Annotated in this window: 13 protein-coding genes, 2 tRNA genes and 1 pseudogene; 6 read left to right on the forward strand and 10 right to left on the reverse strand. The window is 63.4% G+C overall.

Annotated features, from left to right (window positions below):
* Positions 1 to 435 precede the first annotated feature (435 nt).
* The 4 genes and pseudogenes from selA to MPC4_RS16300 all read left to right on the forward strand — a co-directional run bounded on the left by selA (position 436) and on the right by MPC4_RS16300 (position 4,400).
* Positions 436 to 1,845: an L-seryl-tRNA(Sec) selenium transferase gene (gene selA / locus MPC4_RS16285; RefSeq protein ID WP_174513443.1), complete on the forward strand. Its 1,410-nt coding sequence runs from the start codon at positions 436 to 438 to the stop codon at positions 1,843 to 1,845.
* 105 nt (positions 1,846 to 1,950) lie between these two features.
* Positions 1,951 to 3,780: pseudogene (gene selB, locus MPC4_RS16290) on the forward strand (selenocysteine-specific translation elongation factor); the annotation flags it as partial.
* Between the two features lie 120 nt (positions 3,781 to 3,900).
* A tRNA-Sec gene (locus tag MPC4_RS16295) sits at positions 3,901 to 3,993 on the forward strand.
* Positions 3,994 to 4,019: 26 nt separating this feature from the next.
* Positions 4,020 to 4,400 (forward strand): hypothetical protein, encoded by a 381-nt coding sequence (locus MPC4_RS16300; RefSeq protein ID WP_174513444.1) that lies wholly within the window; start codon positions 4,020 to 4,022, stop codon positions 4,398 to 4,400.
* 70 nt (positions 4,401 to 4,470) lie between these two features.
* On the opposite strand, the gene selD is transcribed toward MPC4_RS16300, so the two are convergent.
* Positions 4,471 to 5,517 (reverse strand): selenide, water dikinase SelD, encoded by a 1,047-nt coding sequence (gene selD, locus MPC4_RS16305; RefSeq protein WP_174513445.1) that lies wholly within the window; start codon positions 5,515 to 5,517, stop codon positions 4,471 to 4,473.
* Between the two features lie 290 nt (positions 5,518 to 5,807).
* On the opposite strand from selD, the gene MPC4_RS16310 reads away from it, so the two are divergent.
* Positions 5,808 to 6,860, forward strand: a complete 1,053-nt coding sequence (locus tag MPC4_RS16310) for a permease (protein WP_174513446.1) — start codon at positions 5,808 to 5,810, stop codon at positions 6,858 to 6,860.
* A gap of 10 nt (positions 6,861 to 6,870) precedes the next feature.
* Here the strand turns inward: MPC4_RS16310 and fdhE are convergent, their stop codons facing one another.
* Genes fdhE through fdnG form a run of 4 tightly spaced genes read right to left on the reverse strand, consistent with a single transcriptional unit; the run spans position 6,871 to position 12,479 of the window.
* Positions 6,871 to 7,794: a formate dehydrogenase accessory protein FdhE gene (gene fdhE, locus MPC4_RS16315; RefSeq protein WP_174513447.1), complete on the reverse strand. Its 924-nt coding sequence runs from the start codon at positions 7,792 to 7,794 to the stop codon at positions 6,871 to 6,873.
* Between the two features lie 19 nt (positions 7,795 to 7,813).
* Positions 7,814 to 8,485: a formate dehydrogenase subunit gamma gene (locus MPC4_RS16320; protein WP_174513448.1), complete on the reverse strand. Its 672-nt coding sequence runs from the start codon at positions 8,483 to 8,485 to the stop codon at positions 7,814 to 7,816.
* Positions 8,482 to 9,393, reverse strand: coding sequence for a formate dehydrogenase subunit beta (fdxH, locus tag MPC4_RS16325; RefSeq protein ID WP_174513449.1), 912 nt, complete (start codon positions 9,391 to 9,393; stop codon positions 8,482 to 8,484). The genes MPC4_RS16320 and fdxH overlap by 4 nt, the downstream gene beginning before the upstream one ends.
* Positions 9,394 to 9,407: 14 nt before the next feature.
* Positions 9,408 to 12,479 carry a formate dehydrogenase-N subunit alpha gene (gene fdnG / locus MPC4_RS16330; protein ID WP_174513450.1) on the reverse strand — a complete coding sequence of 1,024 codons (3,072 nt, stop codon included), beginning with the start codon at positions 12,477 to 12,479 and terminating at the stop codon, positions 9,408 to 9,410.
* 602 nt (positions 12,480 to 13,081) lie between these two features.
* On the opposite strand from fdnG, the gene MPC4_RS16335 reads away from it, so the two are divergent.
* On the forward strand, positions 13,082 to 14,089 hold the full coding sequence (locus tag MPC4_RS16335; RefSeq protein WP_174513451.1) for a zinc-dependent alcohol dehydrogenase family protein: 1,008 nt from the start codon (positions 13,082 to 13,084) through the stop codon (positions 14,087 to 14,089).
* Positions 14,090 to 14,293: 204 nt separating this feature from the next.
* Here the strand turns inward: MPC4_RS16335 and MPC4_RS16340 are convergent, their stop codons facing one another.
* The 5 genes from MPC4_RS16340 to MPC4_RS16360 form a co-directional block, all read right to left on the reverse strand.
* Positions 14,294 to 14,539, reverse strand: coding sequence for a hypothetical protein (locus MPC4_RS16340; RefSeq protein ID WP_174513452.1), 246 nt, complete (start codon positions 14,537 to 14,539; stop codon positions 14,294 to 14,296).
* A gap of 605 nt (positions 14,540 to 15,144) precedes the next feature.
* The gene (locus MPC4_RS16345; RefSeq protein WP_244629065.1) at positions 15,145 to 16,071 is read right to left on the reverse strand and encodes an ADP-ribosylglycohydrolase family protein; all 927 of its coding nucleotides are present in this window, start codon (positions 16,069 to 16,071) and stop codon (positions 15,145 to 15,147) included.
* 283 nt (positions 16,072 to 16,354) lie between these two features.
* Positions 16,355 to 17,380 (reverse strand): helix-turn-helix transcriptional regulator, encoded by a 1,026-nt coding sequence (locus tag MPC4_RS16350; RefSeq protein ID WP_174513453.1) that lies wholly within the window; start codon positions 17,378 to 17,380, stop codon positions 16,355 to 16,357.
* A 662-nt stretch (positions 17,381 to 18,042) separates the two neighbouring features.
* Positions 18,043 to 18,117, reverse strand: a tRNA-Gln gene (locus MPC4_RS16355).
* A 112-nt stretch (positions 18,118 to 18,229) separates the two neighbouring features.
* Complete coding sequence (locus tag MPC4_RS16360) at positions 18,230 to 18,727, reverse strand: hypothetical protein (protein ID WP_174513454.1); 498 nt, start codon at positions 18,725 to 18,727, stop codon at positions 18,230 to 18,232.
* Positions 18,728 to 18,787: the final 60 nt, after the last annotated feature.

Consider the following 18,787-nt stretch of genomic DNA (forward strand, 5'->3'; position numbering starts at 1 on the left):
AACGGCTCAATCACCGACCATTCGAAATCCGTCAAATCAAACCGCGCCATCTCAGCCTCCATGATCCGAAGGTTGAATCACGCCACAGCCGATTCGGGAATCCCGATAATGGGTCTATGACCTAGTCCAATCTATAGCCGATGCGGCGAAGTGACGGTCCCCGGACCGTCACTTTTTTATCTCCGAATTTCGCGCAATTGGTGGCTTCGGACGAGCCTCAGCCGCAAAGAGCCCGGCTGGCCGTTCGACCACCTTCTTGATCCAGGTCCGTGACACTGCGGTCAAGCAGCTGGCGAAGTTTTTGATAAGGGATGTGAACGAGGCTAAAAGAAATTCGCTATGATCGCCGGTAATGGGGACAATATCTGATCAAACATCATCATTCCGCGCGGCGAGTCGCAAGGCCTGTCCGCGCCAAGCTGGCGGTTGAGACGCATGGAAGGTTCGCGAGCGTTGCCTCTTCGCGATCTGCCATCCGTTAGCGCGGTTCTGAGCGCCGCCGCGGCTCCGGCGCTGCTGGAGCGCTTTGGCCGCATTGCGTCGACAGATGCGGTTCGGGCGGTTCTGGGCGATGCGCGCAGGGCGTTAAGGGCTGGCGCGCCGTCCGTCCCCAGCGCGCAGGATGTTGCGCTCCTTGCGCTCGCGAGGCTCGACCAAGAAGACCGCTCCGGTCTGCGCCCGCTGTTCAACCTCACCGGCACGGTTCTGCACACCAATCTCGGCCGGGCGGCGCTGCCCGAGGCGGCGGTCGAGGCCGCGATGGCGGCGATGCGCGAACCCGTGGCGCTGGAGTTCGACCTCGAGACGGGCCGGCGAGGCGAACGCGACGATCATGTGCGGGCGCTCCTTTGCGCCCTGACCGGCGCGGAGGATGCGACGGTGGTCAACAATAATGCGGCGGCGGTGCTGATCTCCCTCAACACGCTGGCGAATGGCCGCGAGGCGATCGTGTCGCGCGGAGAATTGATCGAGATCGGCGGCGCCTTCCGCATGCCGGACATCATGGCGCGAGCGGGCGCGAGGCTGGTCGAGGTGGGGACGACGAATCGAACTCATGCCAGGGACTACCGCGCGGCGCTCAGCACGGAGACCGGAGTCATTCTCAAGGTGCACACCTCCAATTACCGTATTCAGGGGTTCACCGCCGAGGTCGGCGGGGCTGAGCTGGCGCAGATCGCCGGCGAGGCGAATGCGCCTTTGATGAACGACCTCGGGTCCGGCACGCTGATCGATCTTTCGCGCTACGGGATGCAAAAAGAGCCGACCGTGCGCGAGGCGGTGGCGGAGGGCGCCGGGGTGGTGACGTTTTCTGGAGACAAGCTGCTCGGCGGACCGCAAGCTGGCTTCATCGTCGGCCGGCGCGCGCTTATCGCCGCCATCAATCGCAACCCGATGAAACGCGCATTGCGAATCGACAAGATCCGGCTGGCGGCCATCGAGGCCACGCTGAAGCTTTACCGCGACCCCGATCGTCTTGCAGAGCGTCTGCCCACACTGCGGCTGCTGACGCGAACTCAAGCGGAGATCGAAGCGCAGGCGCGCCGGCTGCAGCCGGAAGTGGCGCAGGCGGTCGGCGCCGCTTTTGCCGTGACGATAGGCGAATGTCGCAGCCAGATCGGGTCTGGCGCGCTGCCGCTCGATACGATCGCCAGCGCCGGCCTCGTCATTCGTTCAGGCGCGGGAGGCCGCGCGCTGGAGCGGCTGGCGGCCGCTCTGCGCAACCTGCCCCGGCCGGTGATCGGGCGGATCGAGGATGGCGCCCTGACGCTCGATATGCGATGTTTGACCGATGAAGCGGCCTTTGTGTCGACTCTCTCGGCGTTGGACCGCGATGCGCTGGCTTGAGCGGTTGAAGGAGCCGCACGCGCCGCGCCGCGATGCGCTGGCCGAAGCAAGAGCCGCGGCCGGGAACGGCGGCCGCGGCGCGCAGCCCCAGCCGGACACGGCGTCATGATCATCGGGACCGCCGGCCATATCGATCACGGCAAGACCGCTCTGGTCAAAGCGCTGACCGGGATCGACGGCGACCGCCTTAAGGAGGAGAAGGCGCGCGGCATCACCATCGATCTCGGCTTCGCCTATCTTCCGCTGGAAGATGGCGCGATTCTCGGCTTCGTGGACGTGCCCGGCCATGAGCGTTTCGTGCACACCATGCTGGCCGGCGCGAGCGGAATTGATTTTGCCCTGCTCGTCGTCGCCGCCGACGACGGCGTCAAGCCGCAGACGCTGGAGCATCTGGCGATCGTCGATCTGATGGGCGTCAGGCGCGGTCTCGTGGCGCTGACCAAGGCCGATATTGCCGCGCCTGAGCGTTTGGCCCAGATGACGGGCGAGATAAGGGCCGCGATCGCCGGAACGGGGCTTGAGGGCGCCGATATCCTGCCGGTTTCGGCGCTGACTGGAAAGGGCGTCGCTGAGTTGCGCGCCCGGCTTGCCGCGGCCGCCGCCGAAAGCGTGGATTGCTCGGCGGAGGGCCGCTTTCGCCTTGCGGTCGACCGCGCCTTCACGCTGTCCGGCGTCGGCGTCGTCGTCACCGGCTCCGTCTTGTCCGGGGCGGTGCGCGTAGGCGACCGGGTCTTCATCAGCCCGTCCGGTCTGCCGGCGCGGGTGCGCTCGCTGCACGCGCAGAACAGATCAGCGCAGACCGGGCGCGCGGGTGAGCGTTGCGCGCTGAATTTAGCCGGCCCGGACGTCTCCAAAGACGCGATCCAGCGCGGCGATATGGCGCTCGATCCCGAATTGCATGCGCCGACAGACCGAATCGACGCAGTGTTGCGCGTGCTGCCCGGCGAACCGAAGCCGATCGGCCAATGGTTTCCGGCGCGACTGCATCACGCCTCGGCCGAAGTTGGAGCGCGCGTCGTCCTGCTCGGCGATGACCCAATTCGGCCCGGCGCCTCGGGCGGCGTCCAACTGGTGCTCGACCGGCCGATCGCCGCCGCTGCGCTGGATCGCTATGTCATCCGGGACGCCTCGGCCCAGCGAACGATCGGCGGCGGCCGTTTCATCGATCTTCGTCCGCCAGCCCGGCGACGGCGAACGCCAGAGCGGGCGGCGCAACGCGCGGCGCTGGAATTTTCCGACCCGGGGGCCTCGTTCTCCGCCCTGCTTGCCGCGCCCCCCCATGCGGCGGATATTGCGGTCTTCGCGCGCGATCGCACCCTGTCCGCCGCCCAAACGGATCGGCTGGTCAAGGCGCTGGATCTGGTTATTCTGGACGCGGGCGCATCAAAGATCGCCATCGCGCCAGAACGCTGGCGGATTTTCACGTCGAGCCTGCTGGAGCGGCTTGCAATCTTTCATGCCGAAAATCCCGACCTTCAGGGCATTGGCCGGGAAAGACTGCGGCTCGCGCTGCAACCGCGCCTGCCGGCGCCAGCGTTCGTCATCGCCCTGCAGAAGGCGGCCTTGAATGGCGAGGTCGTTCTCGACGGCGCTTTTGTCCGTCTTGCCTCGCATGAAGCGCGTCTCTCAGCCAAGGACGAAGAGGTCTGGGCCAAGATCGCGCCCTTGCTCGGCGGCGCGGCGCGATTCCGCCCGCCCCGCGTGCGCGACATCGCCGGATCAACGGGGCGGCCTGAGGCTGAAGTCCGCAAGCTGCTCAAGCTGGCGGGACGGATGGGCTGGGCCGATGAGATCGCGCATGACCATTTCTTCCTGCGTCCAACCGTTCACGAAATGGCAGGCGTCGCCGCGGACGTCGCGGCTCAGGCGGAGGGCGGCGCTTTCACTGCGGCGCAGTTTCGCGACAAGCTCTCCAACGGCCGCAAGGTCGCGATCCAGATCCTTGAATTCTTTGACCGGCATGGCGTCACGGTGAATCATGCCGACATCCGGCGCATCAACAAGCGCCGGCTGGACATGTTCGGACCCTTCGTGCTTTCGTCCGGCGGCTCCGATGGAGGAGAATCGTCCCCGGTGGGGCGTTCGGACTTCAAATCCGAATGGGGCGGCGAGCCTGTCCCGGGTGGGTTCGACTCCCGCTCTCTTCCGCCGGCACTGTCCCGGGACGGTTCGAGATGACTGCGGCGCGCGCTACCGATTTCGACGACTGGCTGGTCCAGACATTCGGCCGGGTCGGCGCCTTTTCGGTGCTGATCGTGCTGGTCGAGATCGACGAAACCTCGGTCGCCCTGTTGTGCTCCTCGTATCTTCATGTCATCGCCGACGAGACGCGCTGGACGGACATGACGCGGCTGTTCGACGGCTCCGGCGCAGCCTGGAACGGCGCGGCCTTCTTCGAAGCCGATCAAGCCGGGCTGGTCACCGACGCTGTCGCAAGGCAGCGGCTCACGTCGCTGACGCGCCATCTCGAAAAGGATCGCTCGATCCTCAACGAAGGCGCGTTTTTCGACGCTCGCGGGTTACGCCTGAATGTCGAAGAGATCGTCGCGCGCTGAAGGAGAAGCGTTGGCGCATGATACCGAAAAGTTGCAGACTTTTCAGACCCACATCATGACGCGTCCCGCGCTATGCGACGCGAATAACCGGGTCTCCTGAGGTGACCGACCCGATGATGCTTGCGCGCGGATAGCCCGCAGCCTCGATGGCGGCGCGAATGGACGAGGCGCGGCCCGCGGCGCAGGCGATCAGCAGGCCGCCGGAGGTTTGCGGATCGGTCAGCAGCGTGCGCCGCCAATCCGGCAGACCGGACGGCAGAACGACTCCTTCTCCATAGCTCGCCCAGTTGCGCCCGGAGGCGCCGGTTGCGTATCCAGCCTCGGCCAGCGCCTCCGCCTGCGCCAGAAGCGGGACCCGCCCGAAGTCGATGTCGAGGCCGACGCCGGCCCCCCGCGCCATTTCGAGGCCATGGCCGAGCAGGCCGAAGCCCGTCACGTCGGTTATGGCGTGCACGTCCGCGTCCTCAGCCAGCGCAGGACCGACCCGGTTCAGCAGGGTCGTCGAGGCGATCAACTCGGCATAGCTGTCCTGCGTCAGCTTTTCCTTCTTGAACGCCGCGGAATAAACGCCGACGCCGATGCCCTTGGTCAGGATCAGCGCATCGCCGGGCCGTGCGCCGGAATTCCGACGGATATGGCCCGGACTGCACAACCCGATGACAGCAAGGCCGTAGATCGGCTCCGGGGCGTCGATCGAATGGCCGCCGGCGACGGCGATGCCCGCCTCGGCGCAGATCGAGGCGCCCCCTTGCAGGATCGCGCGCACGGTTTCGATCGGCAGCTTGTCGAGCGGCATGCCGAGTATCGCCAGCGCCATGATCGGCTTTCCGCCCATGGCGTAGATATCGGATAGTGCGTTGGCCGCGGCGATGCGCCCGAAATCGCGCGGATCATCCACCATGGGCATGAAGAAATCGGTGGTGGCGATGACGCATTGCTGGTCGTCGATCTGCCACACCGCCGCGTCGTCGCCCGTTTCCGTGCCGACGAGGAGTTGCGCGAAGGGGCCTGGCTGCGGCTGGCCGGCGAGAAGCCGCTGCAGCACGGACGGCGCCAACTTGCAGCCGCAGCCACCGCCATGAGCAAGGCTGGTCAGACGGACGGGAGAGGTCGACATCGACAGGCCTTCTTCAAAAAGCGCCGCCCGCGCCCTGGCGGCAAGGATCGTTCGAGCCTATCCGCGACAGCCGGCGAGCCGGTACTCCGCCTCATCGATCGGGATCGTTTCCATCGACAGCGCGGGCGCGTGCAGTTACGCTGGGCAAGTCGATCGGGGTCGAGACGGGGCTGATCATCCAGTCCTATCTCGACAAGCCATTGAAGTCATATTTTGTTCGCCTAGACCAGCCCCTTTTGCCACGAAATGGCAGACAGGCTTCCGCTAACAAGCAAGCCACTGGAAAAGCGATGAATACAACGCGACAGAATAATCCCGCAATGGGATGGATCACGTTCTTTTTGATCGCGGCGGCCGGTCTATTCTACGTAAAATGGCTCCCTTACTACAATAGGGCGTTTGTGGCGGCGGCGACTCATTCCATCGGTCAGTCTATTCTGATGGGCAAGGCGGCAAGTCCGCCGTCCCCTTCAATCAGCGCGGCGCTCGATTATGCCTGGGTCTACGGCAAAGCGATCTGGCAGGCGATGGTTCTCGGCCTCTTGCTCGGCTCAGCGGCCCAGGCCTTGCTGCCGGTCAATTGGGTGGCGAAGGCGCTGGGCCGCACGGAATTTGGAAGCGTGGCCGCGGGCGGCTTGCTGTCGATCCCCGGCATGATGTGCACTTGCTGCGCCGCGCCCATCGTCGTTGGGTTGCGCGAGCGCCAGGCTTCGGCTGGCGGAGCCATCGCATTCTGGCTTGGCAACACAGTATTAAACCCGGCGACGCTGGTGTTCATGGGCTTCGTTCTCGGCTGGAACTGGAGCGCGCTGCGTCTCGCGCTGGGGCTTTTGATGGTGTTCGGGCTCGGCTACCTGGTGAACCGGATCGTGACGCCGAAGGAAGCGGAAGAGGCGGAAGCGCGCCTCGCCACACTGGTCGGGAATACGCCGACCTCCGGCGCCTTCACGCGCTGGATGCGGATTCTGTGGCGCATGAGCGTGCGGCTCGTGCCCGAATATATCGTGCTGGTTCTGCTGCTCGGCGCCGCGCGGGCCTGGTTGTTCCCGCAAATCGACCCGCAGATTGACAATCACCTCATCTGGATTGTCGCGCTCGCGGTTGCGGGAACGATTTTCGTGATCCCTACCGCGGGCGAAGTGCCGATCATCCAGGCGATGCTTTCGCTCGGCATGGGCGTTGGACCGGCCGGCGCATTGCTGATGACGCTTCCGCCGATCAGCGCGCCGTCTGTTGCGATGCTCGCACGCTCGTTCCCGCCGCGGGTGCTTGCGCTCGTGACGGCGTCGGTCGTGGCGTTCGGCGTGATCGGCGGTTTGCTGGCCGTGGCGTTGCGATTCTAGAACGGACGCCCTATCCGACGAGCAGCAGCGGGTTCGGCGCATGGCGGGCCCAACCCGCCTCGCTAACCAGAATATCCAGCCCCAGCGTCGCAAGGTCGTCCGCGAAGGGATCGAGCTGCATGTCCCGGGCCTGGTATAGCATCTTCGCGTAAGTGTGGCACGTGTCGCAGGTCTCAGCCTTGGCCAACCCCGCATCGCCCTCGATTCCTTTGAGGGCGAGCGCACGCGAGTCGCCGCAGGTGACGCACACGGCGCGCACATAGTTCCACGCCGTGGAGCAGAGCGAACAATAAAGATAACGTGTTCCCGGCGTCGGGCCCGATGCGGTCACGACGCCCGCGACCGGCGTCGAGCCGCAGCAGGGGCATAGTCCGCGCTGCGGCAGCAATCGCAAGGATGACGCGGGTAAAGCCGCGGCGAGGCAGGTGAAATAGACCTGCAGCGCGGCCGCCACGTAAAGCACGGCGCCTGCGTCGGCGACGTCCAGATCGCCATGGAGGAAACCATCAGCGAGGGCCTCGAGCGCTTCGGCGTTCCGATCGCGCAATCCCGTCACGACCGCAGGCGCCCGGAGAATTTCGGCGTCGAAACTGTCGAGCAGCATAGCGAGGCCGTCGCGCCACGCTGGATCTCGCCGGCGCCCATCCGCTGCGAGCGGCGGCATGCGCGCTTCCACAGCGAACTCCACCGCGGCTTGCGCCGGAGGCGAGAGAGGCCCCAGCTTCGCCGCGACGGCGTGTTGAGCGCTCGCGAGCCGCGCCATGAACCGCAGCCATTCCATCATCGGATGGCCGCCCGACAAAGCCTCCAATCGGCTTGCGGTATTGGTGAATCTTCTCGCGGGGTCAGGCAGGATCAGCGGCTCCGGCGCCTTGACGCCGCCGAGCGGATCACCGATCCAGGCCCCCTTGGGCGCCACTTCACCTTGTCTCATGGGCGCCTCGTCTTCCCCATCAGCGCGGCGGCTCGCCGCCGGCTCGCGGGTTTGGCCCCCTGGAGTCGGTCGCCGCCAGGCGCCGCAGCCACTTGCGGTGATGCCGCCAAGCCCAGCCCGGCGTAACCCAGCCTTGCGTCATCGCCCGCATCGAGCCTTTGACCCAGAACGCCGCATAGACATGGATGATCCAAACGATGATCGCGGCGATCGCCGCAAGGGAGTGCACGAGCGCCGCGACGCGCTGCGTCTCGATCGTCGTCAGGCCCGAAAAATAAACGTCCCAGATCAAAATGCCGCTGACGAACAACGTCGGCACCAACAGGGTCATCGACCAGAACACACCTTTCTGACCGGCGTTCAATCGTCCGATTTCGGGAATCTCCTCCTCTTCGTTCTTGAGGACGTGCGCGCCGGCCTTGAGCCATGCGAGATCGTCCGCGTTCCAGAGATTGTCGCGCCAGAATTGTATGAACATTCCCGCATAGCTGACGAGAAGCGCCACACCGATCCACGGATGGACCGCGCGCGCCCACTGGCCGCCGCCGAACAGCCCTGACAGGAAGAACAGCATGGGGTGGAACATGGAGAGGCCAGACAGCAGCAAAAGGACGAAGCAGCCTGCGGTGATCCAGTGATTGATCCGCTCGCCTGTGGTGTTGCGGATCAGCGTCCCTCTCGGATAGCTCATGATGCGTCATCCGCAGCGTGGAACAGGCGTTTCGCGTTCGCCTCATCGGCGGGTTCGACTTCGTTTGGCCCGACCACGACCCAATGCGCGAATCCCGCGATGGCCGCGAAAGCCATGCCGGCGAGCGCGAGGGGCTTGAGCAGTCCCTTCCAGGCCGACACCAATGGGCTGATGCGGGGATTGTCGGGCAGTCCCGCGTAGATCGACGGGCGGTCGGCATGATGCAGGACATACATGACATGCGTGCCGCCGACGCCCGGCGGATCATAAAGGCCGGCGTTGGCGAAGCCGCGCGATTTGAGTTCTTCAACGCGCTCACCGGCCCAATGGCTCATATCCTCCTTCGAGCCGAACATGATCGAGCCGGTCGGACACGCCTTGACGCAGGCGGGTTCGAGGCCGACCGAAACCCTGTCGGAGCAGAGCGTGCATTTATAGGATTTATGATCCTGCTTGCTGATCCGGGGGATGTTGAAGGGACATCCTTTGACGCAATAGCCGCAGCCGATGCAATTTTCGCTGATGAAATCGACGATGCCATTGGCGTATTGGACGATCGCGCCAGGCGCCGGGCACGCCTTCAGGCAGCCGGGATCCTCGCAGTGCATGCAGCCGTCCTTGCGGATCAGCCATTCGAGATCGCCCTTGTCATTGTCCCACTCGGTGAAGCGCATGAGCGTCCAGACGGCGGGCTCAAGATCGCTCGGGTTGTCGTAGGACCCTTCAAAGCTTCCGATCTCCGGCCGCAGATTGTTCCACTCCATGCAGGCGGCCTGGCACGCCTTGCAGCCGATGCAGCGGCTGACGTCGATGAGCTTTGCGACTTCCTGTTCGTGGTTGCGCACCGAAGGTGGCGTCAGGGTCGAAGCTGAGCGCCGGATAAGGTCCTGGGACTGCAGGTCTGCCATCAGTTCGGGCTCCTTCAGGCGACGGGGGCGCCAACCTTCTCGAGATTGACGAGAAAGGCCTTGAATTCAGGCGTTTGCGTGTTGGCGTCGCCGACCGACGGCGTCAGGGTGTTGGCGCCGTAGCCTTTGCGGGCCATGCCGGTGACCCCCCAGTGGATCGGCACGCCGATCACGTGCGTTGTCTTGCCGTCGACCAGCATAGGCTTTATCCGCTTCGTCACATAGGCCTTGCAGACGATCGCGCCGCGCTTGGAGGCGACGCGCACCCAGCCTCCCTGAAGGACGCCTTTTTCCTTGGCCAGCTGCTCGCCGATTTCGACGAACTCCTCCGGCTGCAGGATCGAATTGATCAGAGCATGCTTGGTCCAGTAGTGGAAATGCTCGGTCAGCCGGTAGGTCGTCGCGACATAGGGGAAATCCGCGGGGGTCCCGAACGCCGCGCGATCGTCAGCGAAGACGCGGGCCGCGGGATTGGTGCGCACCTTTGGGTGCAGCACGTTCTGAGACGGCGATTCGAATGGTTCATAATGTTCAGGGAACGGCCCCTCAGTCATCTGGTCTCTTGCGAACAAGCGTCCAAGACCCTCGTCGTTCATGATGAACGGCCCGATATCGTCCGCCGGCTTCGCGGCGGGCGCGTAGTCGGGCACGTCTATGCCCGTCCATTGGCTGCCGTTCCATTCGATGATCGGCTTGTCCGGATTCCAGGCCTTTCCCGCAGGGTTGGCGCTGGCGCGATTGTAAAGAATGCGCCTGTTGGCCGGCCACGCCCAGGCCCAGTTCGGCGCGATGCCCTGTTCGCGCGGGTCGGTCGCATCGCGCCGCGCCATCTGATTGCCCTTTTCGGTGTAGCAGCCGGAGAAGATCCAGCAGCCGCTCGCAGTCGAGCCGTCGTCGCGCAACTGCGCAAAACCGTCGAGCAGGCGCCCGGCTTTCGTCGTCACCGCGCCCGTATCGTCCTTGAGATCCGCGAGAGCCTTGCCGTTCATTTCCTTGGCCAATTCCTCAGGATCGGGCTCGGTCGGATCGGTATAGGCCCAAGTCAGGTTGAGGATCGGATCCGCAAACACGCCGCCGTCTTTGCGGTACATCTCGCGCATGCGGTGGAAAATTTGCGCCATGATCCAGATGTCGGACTTGGCGTCGCCAGGGGGCGGCGCCGCTTTCCAGTGCCATTGCAGCCAGCGCGCCGAATTGACGAGAGAGCCGTCCTCTTCGGCAAAGCATGTCGTCGGCAGCTGGAACACCTCGGTCTGGATCGAGGCCGGGTCGGACGGATTCTGCGGCCCGAAATTCTCCCAGAAACGTGAAGTCTCGGTGTCGAGCGGATCCATCACGACGAGATACTTCAGCTTGCCGAGGCCGCGGCGGATCTTGCCTTTGTCCGGGAAGGCCTGCAGCGGATTGAAGCCCTGGCATATGTAGCCGTTGAGTTCGCCATGGTTCATCATCTCGAAGGCGCGGATGATGTCATAGCTGCCGGCGTCCGACTTCGGCAGGAAGTCATAGGCCCAATCATTGTCCGCGCGCGCCGCGTCGCCATAGATCGCCTTCTGGAAACTGACAAAGAACTTGCCATAGTTGCGCCAATAGCTGATCTGGCCACGCCGCAGCGGCTTGAATTGCCTCTTTTCCATATATTTCTGGAAGGTCGGTTCTGTCTCGGTCGGCAGCACCATATAGCCCGGCATCAAATTCCAGAGGAGTCCGACGTCGGTAAGGCCCTGAATGTTGGAATGGCCGCGCAAAGCGTTCATGCCGCCGCCTGCGACGCCGATGTTGCCGAGCAGAAGCTGAACCATCGCCATCGCACGGATGTTCTGGGAACCGATCGAGTGTTGCGTCCAGCCGAGGGCGAACAGGCTCGTCAGCGCCTTGTCGGGCGCGGATGTCGTAGCGAAGAGCCGACAGACGTTGAGGAATTTATCCTGCGGCGTGCCGCAGATGCGCGACACCATCTCCGGCGTGTAGCGATCGACATGGGCGCGCAGCAGATTGATGACGCAGCGCGCGTCCGCCCATGTATCGTCCGCCTTGGCATAGCCTTCGTCATCAAGCGCGTAGTTCCAGCTCGACTTGTCGTAGCTGTGCGTGTCCTCCTTATAGCCAGAGAACAGCCCGTCCTCGAAAGCAAAGCCGTCCTTCACGATCAGGCTGGCGTTGGTGTAGGCGCGCACATATTCCTTCTGGATGGCGTCCTGCTCCAGAAGGTAACGGATGACGCCATTAAGGAAGGCGATGTCGGTCCCGGGCCGGATCGGGACATAAACGTCCGCGACCGACGCCGTGCGGGTAAAGCGCGGATCGACCACCACGAGCTTGGCGTTGTTCTCGATCTTCGCTTCGATCACCCATTTGAAGCCGCAGGGGTGCGCCTCGGCCGCGTTGCCGCCCATGACCAGCACGACATTGGCGTTCTTGATGTCCTGCCAGGTGTTGGTCATTGCGCCGCGACCGAATGATGGGGCCAAACTGGCCACCGTCGGCGCGTGTCAGACGCGGGCCTGATTGTCGAAGACCAACATCCCGAAGGAGCGGGCGATCTTCCACGTAAGATAAGCGGTCTCGCTCGATGACGCGGACGCCGCGAGCATCCCGGTGCTCAGCCATCGGTTCACCGTGGCCCCGGCAGCGTTCTTCGCGATGAAATTCGCGTCGCGATCCTGTTTCATCAGGGTCGCGATGCGGCCGAGCGCGAAATCCCACGAAACCTCTTTGAGTTCGCCGCCGCCAGGCGCCCGATATTTCGGGGACTGCAGCCGCGTCGGCGCATGTACGATGTCGAGAAGCGCCGAGCCCTTCGGACACAGCGTGCCGCGGTTGACCGGATGGTCGGGATCACCCTCGATGTGGATAATGTCGGACCTTGCGTTCATCGCGCGGTCCCCCATGCTGTAGATCAAGATCCCGCAGGCGACGGAGCAATAGGTGCAGGTGTTGCGGGTCTCTGTCGTCGCCGTGAGCTTGAACGGCCGGACGGACGCAGCCAAAGCTTCGCCGGAAAGGCCGAACCCGAGAGCGCCAAGACTCGATACCGCCAAGCTGGCGCCGGTGAGCTTGATGAATCCACGCCGACTGAGTTTCATGAGCGCACGCTCCCGCGGATCTTGGCCATAGCCAACAGACACTCTAGGGCAGTCCAATCAACGCATAAATATAGACGATATGGCCCGCGTCACAAGGAAAAGTCGCCGCCCGCCTGGACGACGCGACATCATACCTCCGCGATCCGGGCGCGAGGGTCGAGACCGCACTGACGCCGGCGCACGCATCATGAGGATGGCGTCGGGCGAGACGAAGCAGGCGCGGTTCGTTGCTTTCGAGGCGCCTACTCGAAACGGCGCCGATCAGGGCGGCTTCGGGCGACCTGGCCTCTGTCTTCGCGGATTGGCGCCGGGCGCGCGTTGGATTTGGCGCCGCCCGGTCCGAGAGAGAAGATTGACGAAAGGAGTTTGGCGGCTCTCCGTTCGCGCTTGTCATGCTCGCGCTCAGGCGTTAGGCGTTAAGATACGCAGACCATCCGCTAAGCGCGATCATTGCGCGGGGTTGATTTGCCGGCTCTGGCGGCTCGCCAGAATCCTTTTGTAGCACGGCGCAGAAAGCTGCGCCGCCGGCGCCAGGGTTATTGCCTTGGAACCTCGCCGAGACTGAATTCCGCGCTCACCAAAAGCAGGAGGACCTAAGACAAATGCCGAAAGCCATATTCGTAGAGGCCGGCGGAGGATTCGAGCGCGTGGTCGTCGGCGTGAGCGAGGCGCCGGAGCCGCAGCGCGGCGAAATAACCGTGAGACTTCACGCAAGCTCGCTCAACTATCATGATTATGCGGTGGTGAGCGGCATGTGGGGACCGAGCGAGCGGCGCATTCCGATGTCGGATGGCGCGGGCGAAGTCTGCGCCGTCGGCCCGGAGGTGACCGAGTTCGCCGTCGGCGATCATGTCGTCAGCACTTTCTTCCCGACCTGGCTCGCCGACGCTCCTGCTGTTGACAGTTTTGCGACCGTTCCCGGCGACGGCGTCGACGGCTATGCCCGTGCGATCGTAACCCGTCCAGCGACCGCCTTCACCCATGCGCCACAAGGCTACAGCCACGTCGAGGCGGCGACGCTGACGACCGCGGCCCTGACGGCATGGCGGGCGCTGCATGTCGACGATGCTCTCAAGGCTGGCGACGTCGTTCTGGTTCAGGGAACGGGCGGAGTTTCGATCTTTGCGTTGCAATTTGCGAAAATGGCCGGCGCTACCGTCATTGCAACCTCATCAAGCGGCGAAAAGCTCGAGCGGCTCAAGGCGATGGGGGCAGACCATGTCATCAACTACAAGACCGACGCCGCATGGGGAGAGACCGCCCGCCGCCTTACCGGCAACCGCGGCGTCGACCATGTGATCGAGGTCGGCGGCCCCGCGACCCTCGAACAATCCATGACCGCCGCCCGTGTCGGCGGCCACATCTCGGTCATCGGCATCCTGACCGGCGTCGCCGGCCCTCTTCCCCTCGTGCCGGCGCTCGTGCGGCAGTTGCGCTTGCAAGGCGTTCTTGTCGGCAGCCGCAAGCATCAGATGGACATGATCCGCGCTATCGACGCAACCGGCATGAAACCTGTGATCGACAGCGAGTTTCCGCTCGAGGACATCGTGGAAGCTTTCCGCCATCAGGAAAGCAACAAGCACTACGGCAAGATCTGCTTGAGCTTCTGACCAGCGCGGCGCCGCCCGACAGCCCCCGCCGCAGGAAGAGGCGTATAAATATTTGCGCCCGAGGCGGGCTTCTTTATCGAGGGGCCCGCCTCTACGCGCCAACGTTGTCAGGCTCTTCCAACCAGCCAAACGTCGTCTTTTTAAGACACACCCCACAGCTTTCGAAAGCAACAGCCTTGACGTATTTCACCACATAGATTTTCGTCAAAGCTCATCATCCATATAATATCCACGATGCCATTCCCTTGAAGTGTACCGAGTAAGTCCGCCCCAAAACATTTTGTAAAACTTAAACATGAGAATAAGCCCAATCCAAGGGGAAGCGAATATGCCAACCCAAAACCAAATTTGAAAAAGTTCGTTTGCTGGAGCGTTCCAATTTCCGTGTTGATAGATAGTGGCCACTATACCAAAAGCGACCCAAGCAAAGATAACCCAAAACGTCTTCATAATAATCTCCTTTAAAATAATAAACACAATACGAGGGTATTATGCCTTCCTCAGCGTGCGTAGAGCCGCGCGACTGTCGGGCAAGAGCAAGAGCACTATCCTCCGGGCCATCCGGTCCGGACGGCTTTCGGCCAGGAGAACCGATCAGGGCGCCTATGCGGTAGACCCAGCTGACCTATGCCGCGTTTATCCTGCCGCCAACACGCCCATTGAAACGGAACGTTTCAGGGGCCAGAACGCGGAAGAACTCGTATCAGCGAATGAGTCGAACGCTATTGCGCCAGAATCTGTCGCAGAACACGCCAAGGTCGAAAGCAAGATCGGAGAGGCGCGGGACCGATGTCGGGCGCGAGCCGAACATACGGTGTTGACGCGTAGCACGCCCGAGCGGCGCCCCTGGTGGGTTGCGGCATTTTCCAGCGCCTCCAGCTTTTCTCGCGCCCTTCTTTCGGGCGCTCTGGCGTGTCGAGCAAGGTTGATAGCACTTGTAGAATAGGCCATTGGCCGCATGGTCTAATGGAGACCGCGCGCGACGCGCTCGACGCGCCGCGCCGACGCGCGCCATGTGCTGGACAATCGGGTGTGGACGATGATCGTTCGGCGCATTATCGCTCCCGATGTCCAGAACTTGAAATCAAACCGATCGGGGTCGCGCGCGACGGTCTTTTTCCGGCTTCCAACAGCGCCATCGCCCTTTCCTCGATACGTTCACGCCAGGCGATCTTTTCGAGCCAGCGCGGCGGGATCCCGCGGCGCCCCCAGATTGCGCCCGCCAATTGGCCCGCAACGGCCCCAACGGTGTCGGCGTCGCCCCCGAGATTGACGGCGAGGATCAGCGCCTCCTCGAAACAGTCGCTGCGCCCGACGGCCCAGATCGCCGCCTCAAGCGTTGAGACGACATATCCGGAAGAGGAAATCGTCTCGCGGGTTTTGGTTTTCCACGCCCCAGCGGCGATGGCGCCGACGACGCCCCTTTCGCCCAATTTTCGATCGCGCAAAACCTCCTCCTTGTCGCCTCCGGCAATGGCTTCGACAAGAAGCCGCGCAAAAAAAGCGCAGGCCGCCTGGCATACGACCGCCGGATGGGTTGTCTTGCTTTGCAACTCCGCAAGAGTCGCCGCTACATCTGGATCGGGCGCGGCAAACAATGCGACCGGCGCAAGCCGCATCAGTGAGCCATTGCCGGCCCGGTTCGGGTCTCCTCGCCCTACCCCGGCGAGCTTGCCTGTCCGATGGAAATCAGTGAGCGCTTCCCGCGTCGCGACGCCGATATCGAAACAGCGGCCGGTGACGCTGTTTTCCCCCTCGCGCCACCAAAGGACAAATCGGCGCATGAGGTCGAGCGGATCAAAAGTGCGCCGCGCAATAAGAGAGTCGGCCAGACACAGCGCCATACTGGTGTCGTCGGTCCATTCGCCGGGTTTCAGGTTAAACGGGCCTCCACCGATGATGTCGCGCACCTCCGGTTGGCTATCCCGCTTTGAGAATTCGAGCGCCGCACCGAGCGCATCCCCGACGGCGAGGCCAAGCAAGGCGCCAAGAGCGCGGTCGAGATTGATCTCGCGGTCGCTGGAAACGCCAGTTCTGCCGCGGTCTTGAAGGTCGTCGTCAAAAAAGGACTCGCTGATCGTGTTTGATCCTAAAGAAAAATCGTTCCTCGAAAATGGGTTATGAAATTTATAATGAGCAACTACGTCAGACTCGGACGCTCCCGATAAGGGACCTCCCAATTATGATTTTATCGGCTGAAACGAATCTGCTTCCAGCGCGCCGCATCGTCCTGCGCACGGCGATCTTCGCCTCCGGACAAATCAATCATGACGTTGCCGTCTTGCTTGCACGGGCTCTGCTTTTCGATAAGCGGTGATGCACGTGAAGCGCCGCGACCTGGTCCCACATGAGTTGTTTGAGCCGCTCGGACGCGAGGATCGTCACCGTCGGTCCCCAGGTCATCAAATGATGCACAATCTGGAGCAGGCCTCCCGCTCGAAAGCTGACCGTCACCGACCCGTCATTTTCATCCGCCATCTGTTGGGTTGGATGAAACAGATAGGTGCGGGCGTCAGCGGCCGCGGATGCATCAAAGCGCAGTACGATATCCTCGGGCTCCTCCTGAAATACGCCGAACGAGCGCGAAGCATAAGCGGCGAGATCAAATCCGTCCGGCGGCGCGCCTGGTTCGTCGGTGACCTCAACGTCGTGGATGCGGTCGAGACGGAAAAGCGCCAGTTCCGGCTTTCGCTTGACGCTGGCGACGAGGTAATAGCGGGGCGCGAACAGGATCCCATAGGGAACCACCGTGTGTCGACGCGTGGCGTCGCCGTGATTGCTTTCATAACGAAACCTTATGATCCTGCCGGCGAGCAGGGCCTCTCTCAGCGCTTTGAGCACGGCCGGGTCGGCGAGCGGACGTGGCCCCACCTGCCGCGCGAAGGCCTCCGCGCGAATCTGATCTTCGACATCAATGTCGAGCCGCCGGCGATCAGCCTCGCGCAGGCTGGCGCGGATCTTCTGATCCAGTGAACGCAAGGTTATCGCGCGGCCGAGATCCCGGCCTGTCTCAAGGGCGCGCGCCGCGTTTTCCAGTTCGGTCAATTCGAGCGCCGTCGGCGCCACGGCGAAATTGCCGAGGCCGCGCGCGGCGATGCGAAAGCGAATCTTGCGGCCGTCTTCCACGCGCTCAAGCAAGCCGAATATGGCCTCAACAGCATCGCGCATCCGTTCCGCCGTGCGACGGCTGACGCCTGCGGTCTCCGCCATTTCCTCAATCGTCAGACCTTCCGCGCTAGCTGCGAGCGCGCGCGCAAGTCTCAATACGCCTACCGATTTTTCGAAGCGCATGATGCGCCGCCTCTGCTGAACGTCCGAAGATGACGTAGCAATCCCGTATCTTCGTTTTCTGTCAAGCCGAGGTCGTCAAGCGCCCCTATGCACGATGGATGATACGTCGCTATCTCCCAATGTGCTGAAGTCGGCCGCTCGCCCACATACTGAAGAACCGCTTCCATATCGGCGAAGTCGTCTATCGTGGTGAGACACACAGTGGCGAGCATTAACCGATCCTCGATCGCGGCAATCCGAGGAGCCAGAGCCACGCCATCAAGAATGGCGCGAACGGTCTGTCGCCTTCCCCAGGCCTGCCCAACGCCTCGGCGACCCACGAGCAAATGCTCGCCTTAGCTGGGACGAGTCTTCCAAGCGCTCCCGCCGCTCACCCCAAGCTCGATGTGACCCGACCGAAGCGGGTCGCACTTGTCTCGGTCCATCCCCCGCACAAGGCCAAATCGAACCGCCCTGCGCGAGAATCGAACCGGTCTCTGGCGCCCGTAATTCCGAAATCCCGCACATTGGAAAACGCCCCAGGGACCGGGGCCTGAAAAGCGCCGAGGAGCGGGCGGATTCCGCTGCATGAGAGTCTCCGGGACGCCGGCCGCCGCACCAAGATCCCGAAACCGCGGGCCTTTTCGCTGAGACTGCGCCCGTTCCGGAATCGCGGGAATGCGTGGCTGGGGCGGGAGGATTCGAACCTCCGCGTGGCGGAATCAAAATCCGCTGCCTTACCGCTTGGCGACGCCCCAAAATCCGCTCGGCAAGCCGCTGCGGCGGCTGGACCATAGTGCGAGGCGCCCCGCGCCGCAACCCGGTGGGAGGTGGGAATTCAGCCAAAAAAGGATGATTTTGAAATAACGTTCAGTCGGGCGCCGCCGAGCGGTCGCTCGCCGGGCGACCGGCGATCATCCAATAAATCAGCCCCGAAACGGCGCCGGTCAGGAAAAAGACGAATGCAAAGCGCAATTCCTCCGGCGTCGCGCTGATCGCCCGCGTCGTGCGGAACGCCGCGCGCGCGACCCAGGGCGTCGCGGCGGCGATGACCCCGGTCGCGCCCACATACCAGATGGAGGATCGCACACGCGCGCTTTCACCGATCAGCACGGTTATAATGAGAGGGGCGACGCAAACCGCGATGGCCGCGGTCCAGACGAAGCGCGCCAGTTCAGCGCCGGCGAAAGCCGAAGATCCCTCAAGACCCGATCGGGCCAGATACAGAAACACGAACTGTGCGAAGGCGGCGCCCGCCTCTCGCGCGGCCGGGTCGAGCACGGCTATGACCGGCAGCAGGATCAGCCCGGCTGCGATGGCGACCAACAGGCCAAGACTCACCACAAGCGCCCGGCGAATCCCGTTCATCGCGGCTTTCCCGTGCGTTCGCGCCGCCGCGCCAGACCGGCCGCCGGGTCTGCCGCGCGG

It is taken from the genome of Methylocella tundrae (assembly GCF_901905185.1).
Classification (GTDB): domain Bacteria; phylum Pseudomonadota; class Alphaproteobacteria; order Rhizobiales; family Beijerinckiaceae; genus Methylocapsa; species Methylocapsa tundrae.